This is a genomic window from Bradyrhizobium sp. P3_C3 (assembly GCF_056402655.1).
Genome location: NZ_JBFUGY010000027.1, coordinates 109,372 through 121,000, shown reverse-complemented (window position 1 = coordinate 121,000; position 11,629 = coordinate 109,372). Strand labels below are relative to the sequence as shown.

Annotated in this window: 9 protein-coding genes; 3 read left to right on the top strand and 6 right to left on the bottom strand. The window is 59.6% G+C overall.

Annotation, left to right across the window (positions count from 1 at the left end; all coding sequences use genetic code 11):
• Window positions 1–1,321, top strand: a 1,321-nt coding sequence (locus AC1DW2_RS27510; protein ID WP_477007574.1) for a complex I NDUFA9 subunit family protein, incomplete at its 5' end; no start/stop codon positions are given.
• A 430-nt stretch (window positions 1,322–1,751) separates the two neighbouring features.
• A complete protein-coding gene (locus AC1DW2_RS27505) occupies window positions 1,752–1,970 on the top strand; it encodes a hypothetical protein (protein ID WP_166349897.1) in 219 nt (72 codons plus the stop codon).
• Window positions 1,971–2,120: 150 nt separating this feature from the next.
• Here AC1DW2_RS27505 and AC1DW2_RS27500 read toward each other — a convergent pair whose 3' ends face one another.
• Window positions 2,121–2,441, bottom strand: coding sequence for an ABC transporter substrate binding protein (locus tag AC1DW2_RS27500; protein ID WP_208084959.1), 321 nt, complete (start codon window positions 2,439–2,441; stop codon window positions 2,121–2,123).
• A gap of 211 nt (window positions 2,442–2,652) precedes the next feature.
• Window positions 2,653–3,123, bottom strand: a complete 471-nt coding sequence (locus tag AC1DW2_RS27495; protein ID WP_208084958.1) for a hypothetical protein — start codon at window positions 3,121–3,123, stop codon at window positions 2,653–2,655.
• A gap of 937 nt (window positions 3,124–4,060) precedes the next feature.
• On the opposite strand from AC1DW2_RS27495, the gene AC1DW2_RS27490 reads away from it, so the two are divergent.
• Window positions 4,061–5,710 (top strand): amidohydrolase, encoded by a 1,650-nt coding sequence (locus tag AC1DW2_RS27490; protein ID WP_477007573.1) that lies wholly within the window; start codon window positions 4,061–4,063, stop codon window positions 5,708–5,710.
• A 155-nt stretch (window positions 5,711–5,865) separates the two neighbouring features.
• On the opposite strand, the gene AC1DW2_RS27485 is transcribed toward AC1DW2_RS27490, so the two are convergent.
• The 4 genes from AC1DW2_RS27485 to AC1DW2_RS27470 form a co-directional block, all read right to left on the bottom strand.
• Window positions 5,866–6,813: an ABC transporter substrate-binding protein gene (locus tag AC1DW2_RS27485; protein WP_477007572.1), complete on the bottom strand. Its 948-nt coding sequence runs from the start codon at window positions 6,811–6,813 to the stop codon at window positions 5,866–5,868.
• 486 nt (window positions 6,814–7,299) lie between these two features.
• Entirely contained in the window at window positions 7,300–8,142 is an 843-nt protein-coding gene (locus AC1DW2_RS27480; RefSeq protein WP_477007571.1) for an enoyl-CoA hydratase-related protein, read from the bottom strand.
• Window positions 8,143–8,803: 661 nt separating this feature from the next.
• Window positions 8,804–9,919, bottom strand: a complete 1,116-nt coding sequence (locus tag AC1DW2_RS27475) for a DUF2336 domain-containing protein (RefSeq protein WP_208084926.1) — start codon at window positions 9,917–9,919, stop codon at window positions 8,804–8,806.
• Window positions 9,920–10,309: 390 nt separating this feature from the next.
• Entirely contained in the window at window positions 10,310–11,038 is a 729-nt protein-coding gene (locus AC1DW2_RS27470) for a sulfite exporter TauE/SafE family protein (RefSeq protein ID WP_477007570.1), read from the bottom strand.
• Window positions 11,039–11,629: the final 591 nt, after the last annotated feature.

Genomic DNA, 11,629 nt, shown 5'->3' with positions numbered 1-11,629 from the left:
TGGTTGCCCTGAGTTAGTGCGTCGCTACCAGCAAGGTTGCGCTATGCTGAAACACTTGCTCATTGAAGTCATTGGTCACGTTTCCGGTCTCAGCGACGCGCAGCTTGAACAAATTGAGCGGTCATTGCCCGCGACCAAGGCGCTGATCGATCTTCTCAGTAAGGCACATCCGATCATCGAACAGGCGGAAACGCTCTATAATGAGGCGCAGCCGCTAATCGATCAAGCTAGGAAAGAGTGGCAAACGGTCGGCCCTGCAGCGCAAATTTTGATTGATGTGATCTCACATCATCTCAACAAAGGCAGTTCGCCGGCGGAGGCCACTGAGGCAGTGCGCGCGGCGCTCGGCGGGTCAATACAGAACGTTGCGCAGGATCGTGGGATGGACCGGGGAATGAACCGCGTGACCGTGTTTGGGGGGACCGGCTTCGTTGGTTGTCGCGTTGTGCGCCATTTGAGCGTCTCCACCGTTACGGTGCGTATAGCCTCACGGCATCCTGCGCGGGCCGAGGGCGACAACGCGGAACAGGTCATCGCTGATGCCCATGACGAGCGCTCTGTAGAGGCCGCCGTTATGGGTGCCGACGGCGTCGTCAACGCGATCAGCCTTTACACCGAGCATGGAGGCGACACATTTCATTCGGTGCACGTCGAAGCGGCCGCCAGGATCGCTGGAGTGGCACGGCGGGCCGGGGTCAAACGGTTTGTGCACCTATCAGGCATAGGCGCTGACCCCACATCGCCTTCGCCCTATATTCGCAATCGCGGCGAGGGCGAGGTGGCTGTGCAAGCGGCATTCCCTGGCGCAGTCGTTATCCGCCCGGCGGTAATGTTCGCGCCGGACGATGCCTTTCTCACGACAATTCTTGGGCTGCTTCGGACCCTGCCGGCTTATCCGCTATTCGGCGACGGCAGGACGAGGCTTCAGCCGGTGTACGTGGACGACGTCGCCGCGGCGATCGCACAGGTCCTGCGGCAAACACAAAGACCGTTTCCAATCTACGAACTGGCCGGCCCGCGCGTTTACCCATACGGCGAGCTGTTGCGGACCATTGCGCGCACCGCCGGATTGCGGCCAATGCTGGTGCGAGTACCCTTTGCTTTCTGGAATGCCGCCGCCGGCCTCGCTGAGATCCTGCCGCACCCGCCGCTCACGCGCAATCAGGTTGAGCTTATGCAGATCGACACGATGGTCTCGGGCAGCCGGCCGGGATTCGGTTCACTCGGAATTTCGCCGCGATCGCTCGAAGAAGAACTCAAAGCGATGCTCAAGCATACAAACGAGGAAACTCAAAACACAAATAAGGGTCGAGCCAGGTAGGGTTGAGACTTCGTTACCGTGTCACGATGTGACTACTGATGTCGGGAAGCGGCTTACCTCCGAGGTCGCGCACTAGGCCCGATAGATCGATGGTCGCAGCTCAGGGGTCAGTTCATCCGCCAAAGTTTTTACAAGAGCCGAAGGGGAATGACCCTCCCGAGTGAACCCTTAGCGTGCGGCCAGCCGCCTGGAGCTGTCCGAATTAGGACAATCGATCTGTCACATTAGGATACCCAACAGAGTGCTCCTTTTGCGCAGTCACCTCTTCACTTTGACCGGGAATAAATTGAGTTGGCCGGCTCGGCTCATCCAGCCCAAGTCCGGACGGCAGGCGGCCCTACCACGCGACTCGCGAGGCGGGGTCGCTGCGTGTAGGGCTATCAGAAGTGCTACCAGTTGGGTCGCAAGATGGTAGCGGGAAAAGCAGATCATGACTGACGATCAGGTCAATCTCGTGGTTCGGCACCTTTGCGAGCAATTGCACTTGACGCTCCGATTGAAGGGCAGCGAGGCACATCCACCAAACGCCAAGGATATTGGTTTCGATCCTGCCTCTGTAAGAACTGTGTTGCTGACAGGTCTGCGTTCGGCGGGCTTCACAATCCACCACGAGGCAATCGGGGCGAGCGAAGAGCCGCCGTGGTCCTAACGAAAAGCCCAGGACAGAAGTCCCGCGCCAATGTCCGGGTCGTACGCACCGGTCTACCTTTGAGCCGGTGACTTCCGGTCTACTCGCGTGAACGGAATTTGCCAGACCAACGCGACTGGTCGGGCTCGTGCCAATAGACGTCTTTTGCGTCTACTCAATTATTTGGTCAGCTTGTGCGAGTAGTGTCGTCGGAACTACGAGCTTGAGCGCTTTTGCAGTTCTAACGTTGATCCATAACTCGACCCGCGTCGGCTGTTCGACGGGCAAGTCGCTGGCTCGTGCACCCTCAAGGATTCTTTTGACGTAGTAATCTGATCGAATAAAAAGACGCCGTCTCGACGCACCGTAAGCGAGTAGACCACCTTCCCCGACGAAATCCGGCGATGTCGCGAAGCTCGGAATGCGGTGCATCAACGCCAACGCGGCGATGCGGCTTCGATACGCGAAACGAGGACGACTTCGCGACTCCATCGACCATCGGCCCCGGACCCGGCGAGCGCAAGAGCGCACCCGCGTTAGTATTACTTGGGCCGCTTAACGATACCAGATCGCTTCGCAGATGGCCTCCGGGTGACGATCGTTTCAATACCTTGCAGCGTCCGCGCGAATTCTGACCGCAGGTGCTGCGCGTGTGCTGCATCCTTCGGCTCAGATAAAAATGCAATCTTCACGAAGAAGCGGTTCAATCGCGATGTGACGAGAAGATTGTCAGAGTGTTGCGAGCGTAAGTTCGTGATCTGTCGTCGCATCTCAACGAGATCGAACCGGTCATCGTCGGGCTTATTCGCCAAATGAAGCTCATACCGTTGCGGTAGATAAACGAAGCCGCCGCGCCGAATATCTTGGCGCGACGACCTCGCCATGGTGAACCCGGACGGGGCAATGTCCGGTGCAGAGAGGTTAGCGCTCCGCAGCTCGGGTGCAATCGAAGACGCGGATTAAGCTTGATGTCGTCGCGGAAGGTTAAATCTGGAACAAGCGCTACTGTGGTCTGCAGCACGCCCGCGCGTCCAGTTAAGCGCTCCTTCTCCAGCGACGTCCCGGCCACGCGATCAAGGTCGGAGCCTAGCGCTTTGGCGCGGGTTACGTCGCGCTCAATCGATCGCTCGGACTTGCCAGATTTTGCCGCCGTGTCCTTAGCGAAACTGTCCATAAGGCCGTCAAGCCGCCTTCCGCTTGGAGATCAGCTTCGCCCGTTGCGCCGACGACAGGTCGCGGCGGATCAGGTTTTCGTCGATTTCCATATCCAAATTCAACTTCACGAAGCACTCGCCCGGCGAGCATGACGCCCACGCGAATTGTCGCTATCGAATGCCGCTAGCGCCGCTATTTGTTGATGTAAGTGACTGAAAACACTTGCTGGCGCTCCCTAGGGGAATCGAACCCCTGTTTCAGCCTTGAGAGGGCTGAGCAGCAAGAGTGAGTTCGCAGCCGGCGTTTGTGGCTAGGATCAAGAGCCGAGCCCTTGGTTCAGGCGGAGTTCCGCCCATCCATCAAGGACTAGGTTGTTGGCTCGAGCTTTTGTCAGAATTCGCGGCCTAAATTTAGTTCACGAGTCGCGGCACGCTAGGCTGCTTTTGACGAGACTTCGACCTACGATATTTAGCGGGCAACGCGGACTCGGAACTCAATATCGAGCGCGCTTTCCCTATCGACTCTCGGGTTTTGGCTTTTGGTGAAAATCGACTCATGATTGTTTGGTCTTTCGACTCGCGAATTTTTGGCAGGCCAAGATAAATCAATGGGTTAAGCGACGCGCTTTTGATTGGTCCCGACACGCTTCGCGAGCTTCGGCTAGGCAAGCCGGTGCCACAAATGGCAAGCGAAGCGGGCGAAGGCTGCCGCGCCGAAGCCCGACGGGCGAAGGCGGGCTGCGAAATCAATGATTTGGGCCTTGACCGAATTTTCCGGTGGACCGGCTGATTTTGTTGGAGCCAGACATGATCAAGATCGCGACACTCCCCGTTGCGACACGCGATGCCCGCGAGCGCATCCAGCGGCGGATGTGTGGCGCCGTTCCTGCCTCTCTCGTTCCTGCCTCTCTCGTTCCTGCCTCTCTCATTCCTGCCTCTCTCATTCCGGGACTGAACATGCGCAAGCTTCTGGCGATTTTGGTGATCTCGTGCTGGGCCAGTTCGGCTTACGCACAAAAGGCCGACCTCATTGTCACGAACGCAAAGATCGTGACGCTGGATCCCGCATCGACGATCGCGCAGGCGCTCGCCGTCCGCGACGGCAAGATCGTTGCAGTTGGCGGCAACGATGCCATGGAAGGCCTGATCGGGCCCGCGACGCGCCGCGTCGACGCCGGCGGACGCACGATCATTCCGGGCTTGATCGATTCCCATATTCACGCCGTGCGCGCCGGCCTCACCTACGCAACCGAGGTCAACTGGATCGGCGCAAAGACCATTGGCGAAGCCATGGAACGCTTGCGCCAGGCGGCCAAAGCGCGCCCGGCGTCCTGGATCATCGTGGCCGGTGGCTGGAGCGAGTTGCAATTTGCGGAGAAGCGGCGGCCGACGCTCGCCGAGGTGATGTCGGCCGTGCCTGACAATCCGGCCTACATCCAGCTGTTCTATTCGGCGCTGCTGATGACGCCGAAGGCGCAGCAAGCCCTCGGGATCTCCGCGGAGCAGTTGCCGGCCGGTATCACGTCCGAGCGCGCCACATCGGGCGAAACCACGGGCTGGTTCAACGGCTCCATCGTCAGTATCTCCGCGCTGTTCGATCGCCTGCCGAGGCCCAATTTCGAAGAGAATGTCGCCGGAACCGGGCAGTTCTTCACGGAGCTCAATCGTCTCGGAATTACCGGGATCGTGGATCCCGGCGGCTTCAGCATTTATCCCAGCCACTACGCCGCCTTGCAAAAGCTCTGGCGTGAAAAATCACTTTCGGTGCGTGTCGCCTACAGCCTGTTCGCCCAGAATGTCGGCGCCGAATTCGAGGAGTACAAGAACCTCACGCCGTTCCTGCCGATGGGATTCGGCGACGACATGCTGCGATTCAACGGAATCGGCGAGCGGATCACCGGCGCCATGTACAACAACATCGCGCCCGACGCGGCGGCGAAGGACAAGTTCCTTGAGATCATTCGCTGGGCGGCAAAACAAGGGCTGACGGTCACCATCCATTGGCAGGAAGACAAATCCGTCCATCAGCTCCTCGACCTCTATGAAGAGGTCAACAAGGAGACGCCGATCGCGCCGCTGCGCTGGTCCATCGCCCATCTCGACAACACCTCGCCCGAAACGCTGGCGCGGATGAAGGCCCTTGGTGTGGGCTGGACCATGCAGGACGCCATGTACCTCGGAGGCGACCGTATCGTGGCGCAGGCCGGCGAAGCTGCGCGCCAGATGCCGCCCATCGTCACGGCGTTGCGCACGGGCGTCCATGTCGGGGCCGGCACGGATGCGCATCGGGTCGCATCCTACAATCCGTTCGTGGCGCTGCAATGGATGCTCGACGGCAAGACCGTCGGCGGACACTCGACGCGCGGCCCGGACGAAACACCCAGCCGCGAAGAGGCCTTGCGCCTCTACACCGTGGGAAGCGCCTGGTTCTGCTTCGACGAGACGCGGCGCGGCACGCTCGAAAGCGGCAAGCTCGCCGACTTCGCGATTCTCGATCGGGACTTCATGTCCGTCCCCGTCGAGCAAATTGGCGCCACGGCGTCTCTGCTGACGGTCGTGGGTGGCAAGGTCGTCTACGCAGCGGATGCTTTCGCGAACGCGAAATAGGAGCTGGAGGCCCGCCGTGCCGGCTCTCGCGAAATCTCGGCGTGTTGTCCAATGCAGCGATATTTGCTCTCGTCTCACACCATGCGGCTCGGGCCGACATACGTTCCAGCCAGTTCCTGGGCGGCGGTCCCTTGGTGGCTGCCCGGCAGCCGCGCTCATTCAACCACCTCGTCGGCGCGTAACAGGAATGACTCCGGTACTTTCAGACCGAGTGCCCTGGCGGTCTTCAGATTGATGACGAGGTCGAACTTGGTCGGCTGTTGGACTGGCAAGTCGGCGGGCTTCGCCCCGCGCAAAATCCTGTCGACAAAGTTCGCGGCAAGCCGCCATAGGTGGGTTGCGTCCACGCCGTAGGACATCAGCCCGCCCGCATCGACGAACTCTCGGTATTCAAACATCGTTGGAATTCGCGCGGTCAGCGCTCGGGGCGCAATGGCGAAGGTGAGGGGGACGCCGACGGCATAGAGTGCGTCCGCACGGTCCCTGAGGGCCTCGAAAGCCGATGCAACGTCCTCTGCGCGCCGGATTTCCAATATCGTCGCCTCGAGGCCGAGCGCGGAGGCCGCCGCCTGCACCTCATCCATCCTGTTTTTGAAACCGGGGCTATTGGCATTGACCATAACGGACAAGCGGCGGAAACCTGGGACAACCTCGCGCAACAGCTCGAGGCGCTTGCCGGCAAGACTGATGGGGTTGAGCGCCAGGCCGGTCGCATTGCCGTCCGGTCGGGCCAAACTTGCGACGAGGTCGCTGCCAACAGGGTCGCCAGAAATGGAGACAATTGGGATCAGCGATGTCGCACGTTTTACCGCGAGGGTCGGAGATCCCCCCACCGTGACGATGACATTCACCTTGAGCCGGACGAACTCGGTCGCAATTTCGTTGGAGCGTTCGGTATGTCCCTCCGCAGAGCGATACTCGATCGCAACGGTCCGCCCCGCGATCCAACCGAGTTCGCGCAACCGATCCTCGAAATCCTGGGCCGACCAGGCCGGGCCCAAGAATCCGATGATGGGTAGCTTTCTCGTCTGCTCCGCCCGCGCCGGGCTCGGGCCCATAACCGCGGCAACGCCGACGAGCGTGATGAACTCGCGCCGCCTCATTGAGTTACTCGTTTGAAGCGCCCGACTGAGGCATACAGCCTAGCATCTTTCAACCGGGAGCCGAGCGAGAAAAGGGCTGGCAGCCCGCCCTAACCGTGCGACGCAATGTCCGCAACGGGTCAAAAACGGCGCTTGGGAAGTCGGCCGGTCACTTCCGGTCCGCCCCGATAAGCGGACCACTTCGCAGTTCGCTTGCACTTCGCATTGGAGCCATCGGTAGAAGTAAGCCGTCCTCACTCGATCACTTCGTCGGTGCGGGCGAGGAGCCCTGGCGGTACAGCCACGTCGAGAGCCTTTGCCGTTTTGAGGTTGACTGCCAACCCCGTCCCGATGCACCCAACGACTTCTTTATCCAGCCCGCCGCCATCCCAATGAGGCGTGGCACGTCGCCCAACAGTCGAAGAGCGCCTGCCCTTCGGCGAGACTTGGTAGAACCAAATACGCTGGCGATACGCGAACGCAACACGACCGTTCGCGAGCTTGTTGTCACCGTCCCTCGTAAACGGGTGGACGCTTTTGTGCCTCGGCATCACGGCCTTCCTGGAAATCCCTGGTCGTGAGCAGCGCACGATATTGGTCGCCGAGCTTAGCGAGCGCCGCCTGAGAGTCTTCGAGCGCCATACGGGAGGAGGCCAGGGACGTCTTAATCCCGAGAGGGCCGCATGCGGCGATCTTGTTGGCGATCTCGACAGCCTTCGCGAGAGCCGCATCTCGGTTTGGGGCCACTTCCTGAACCGTTCCCATCCGGAGGGCTTCCTTCGCACCCCAATGATCGCCTGTTAGAATGAACCGCATGGCATTTCCCCATCCGGCTTCTCTGGGGAAACGAACCGTTGCACCGCCTCCGGGAAAACGGCCGTGCGTGTTCTCATCCTGACCGAACTCCGTGTCTTCCGACGCTACGCGTATGTCCGCTACAAGGAAAAGCTCGTGCGCCATATTCCAGGTGTCGCCATGCACCGCGACAACCAGAGGCTTCGTGAGCGCTGGCCTGGTCCGCCCTAGAGGGTCGATGAAGCCGGGCCCATCCATCATCTTTTTTCCAGACTGAGCGAATGCCTTGTAGGCATCGACATCGACACCTCTGGAGAAGCGGTCGCCATAGCCGAACAGAACCGCCGCACGGAGCGAGGGGTCCCGATCATACTCGTAGTATGCTCTCGCCACGCTTTCTGTCGCATCCGGATCCAGCCGGTTGTCGATGTAAGGCCGATTGATGCCAATCAGTACAATTTGGCCTCTGCGCTCGATCGTGATCTTCGTCTGCTGATCGTACGGGATGTCCGCCATAAGCCTGGACTGCGCGGCCTCGTCGGTTTGTGATGTCATCGACTTGTCTCCCGATTTTTGGGCCTGCAACGCAACCGTCCCGGAAAGAACGGCCACTACTCACCGCGATCGGTGCTGAAAGCTGTGGTGTTGAGCAACGCCAGGTATTGCCCCATAAGCCCTGTTGGCCCCATACCAGGGAGCCGCGCCGCCAGGGAGTTCGAGGCCCATTCTGCCCGCTGGCGTTAACTCGCAGTCGTTCAATATATCCCTATTGGGATATTGCGCCTGAAACGAAGCTGGATTTTGAGTCGCCCACGTCGGGCACTGGGCACTTGCAGAGCTTATCGCGCCAATCGACATCATCGCTGCAATAATGGAAGTCCTGAATCCAATCATAATCGTACTCCGAACGGTTGTTGTCTTCGTGCGGAGCGTTCGCGTTGGCTAGAATCGGCTGCTCTGTTGAAAGCGTTTCCTGAGATTTTTTTTGACAAGGATTAGTTAGGTATGCGGTTGGGAAAAGACACGCCGTGGAAAATCACAGCTGCGCGAACGGCACATCAGCACGCTCACCGTTGCGTGAGCCGCACCCGCATCCACGCATGTCTGACGTCGGGATTGCGGTGACGGTGCATTCAATGACTCCGGCCGTTTCGCGGGTTCGAAGGCTCACGAATTGGGTGCACTGGCACCGTAATTGCGCGCCGCAATTGCGATCCTAGATCATGCGCCGAGGCTGTTGAAACGAGCCGCCGAAAACCTCCTCCTTTCGCGTTCGGTAGATGGTGACGACCTCCCGGCACGCTTTGACATTCAACCGGTGGAAATCGATCTTCAATTGATCCAGCTCGCCAACGGTTATCCGGTAGTTGGCCGCGCCCAGGAACAGCAGCGCCATCGTGGTGGGCCATGAGAAATCGAGAGACTTGGCCAGGATCAACACCGGCTCGCGATCCTTCTCGATCAATGCCCGTTCCGCGACGTCTATTGGAAGCCCACAGAGCAACGACAGGGCAACGGTGGTCTCGTTGAACTTGAGAGAGTGAGCAAGCTCGAAGACCTTGTCTTCCGTCAATTCGCCTCTCTCGTGCAGTTTTGCAACCGTGCGTTTCGCCGTGAAGTAATCCTTCGACGCCGGGCCAAACCTGGCGTGAATGGCCCCGGTGACATCGACGACGACGCGATGGACCTGATGTTCGATATCCGGACGCTCCCTCTTCAGCTTTTGCCGCACCTCTTCAGAGGCTTTGGCGATCAACTGGTGGAAGAGATGTCGAGGAATATCCTTACGAAGTCCCACCGACTCAGCGAGGATCGAATCCCCTTCCGACCGCCGCACCAGGTGCAGAAATCCGGATTTGGAGAGACTAGCACCGGCATTCGATGCGACCGAGGTTACGACCTCGGGAGATCCGCGCACCACCAGGACATCGGTGACCGTTTCCGGGACCGTTTGCCGCTTGGAGATTGCAAGCAAATGTTGCTGGCTCTTGTTCTTGGCACACGCAATCAATGTCTCGGTGTCGAGGCGCTCCGACTGACTGAGAACCGGCCATGCGACATCGATGCAGTCGTCGCTTGCCATCTGCCGGGTCAACGCATAGGGCGCATTTGAGCTGCATGCGAGCTTTCCTGCGAGCTTCGCCCGCGCGCTCGTTTCAATCTCCTGCGCGAGACGACCGATGACCTCACCGAACGTCCAGATCTGCTCCTCGGAATACGTGCCGGCGATCAGGATGTCCGCCGCATGCCAGAGCGCCCGCAGACAACTCTCGGGATTTCCTCTCGCAACTGCTTCGTCCAACTCGGCCAGGAATGACGTGATAGCAGCCATTGATGCGCTCGCAGTTTGAAAATGATCGAACGACAAAAGCGGGATTTCAAAGCAATGGGCGATGACACCACCCAGACCTGAACACGCGGTAAAATCATTCCCGCCGCCTTGGATCGGGCATAAGGTCCGCCTAATCGGATCGATCGAATTTTAGGTATTGCCTGACTTGGAGGAGGCGGACGCCGTCGACAACCCACCCAACGGAGCTGCACCCGCGAGGTCGCGCGTTTTGACCAGCAGCAGCCTCCGGCAAGCGAAAGATTACCTCAGCAGGGCCAGCAGCACAGCCCACCGAATGGTTCGGCTCACGCTTAAGGGATTACGGCGACAGTGGTACTGCGCGCCGTACTCGGATGGCTGCCATTGTAACTGGAGGCGCGACCGGCGTAATTACAATACCAGCAGCAGTCCCGAAACCAGCAAGATGCTGAGGATAATTCGCCGGAACAGCGCGTCATTGACGCAGCGAAAGACGTAAATCCCGAGCGCCGTTCCTGCAACGAGCGCCGGGATGCCGACGGCGAAGTCAGCCAGGACCTTTGTCGACAGATCTCCTCGGATCAGCATGAGACCAAGTGCGAATATCTGCATCGCGGCGATGAAGGGTTGAACCATTCCGCGCTGTTCGGTTTTCGGCACGCCGTGGATGTCACACCATATGGTCGGTATTGCACCCGGCATTGCCGTCAACCCGCCGACAAAGCCTCCACCGAAGCCGATCAATGCATTACGTCCCGCATTCATCTGCAAGCGATGAGAGAGCACCGGCCGGAATAACGTGTAGGCCGCGTAGCAGGCGACGGCGAGACCAAAGCTCTCCCTGAAGATCCGGGCGTCTGCAGCTTGCAGCAACCACACGGCGATCGGAACGCCGAGCAATCCGCCGATGACCAGTCCCGAGCTCTGCTTCCAGCAGATGCTTTTTCTCAGCGCCCAAAGACCCGCGGCTTGCACGGTGATGCTGCAGGCCATCATCAGCGGGACCGCCTCCCGTGGTGGGAGAACGTGAAGGAGAATCGCGCCGGCCACCGCCGAAAAGGCAAAGCCCGCGAGGCCCGAGACGAAAGCGCCGCAAAACACCGCGATGCTGAGCAGGCAAAACGACGCCATGTCGCCCATGAGCTAACCCTTCTTGTCTGTCAAATCCTGGAATAGCGACCTGGCGATCAGTCCCCGGACGACAGTCCGGGCGGCTCGGGCGGTGCCCCGGCATCGCTCTGGCGGGTCGACGTCAACATCGTGGCTGCAAGGATGTGAAAAATGACAACGCAGATGGCGATCGTTGCGAGCAGCGTAGTCTCGCCCGGCGCCGAAATCCGAAGCTTGCGTTCGGGCGACTTTTCACTGACCGGCATTGTCTCGCCCTCCAACATCTGACCGAGAGGCAAACTGGGGCCACGCATTGTCGATCAGGTGGTGGTTCTGTCGAAGGGTGCGCTCTGCCTGCAGCCGTCGCGCATGGTGGAGCGCTTGAAGGAGGCGCCCAAACCAGCCTTCCTTTCGGGAAGACCCCGTGGAGGCGACAAACGAACTCGCTGAAATTGACGCATCGCCTCTGGCTGAAGCTCTGCCGTTAAACAATAGTACGGAGGATGCCACGAGCGACTGAAACATCTTGTGAAGCAACAACCCATAGAACACGCGGGTGAGACGCCGTGCCTTATCTTCCAAGCGCATGACACGAACACCTTGTGTGAGTGACCGGATACG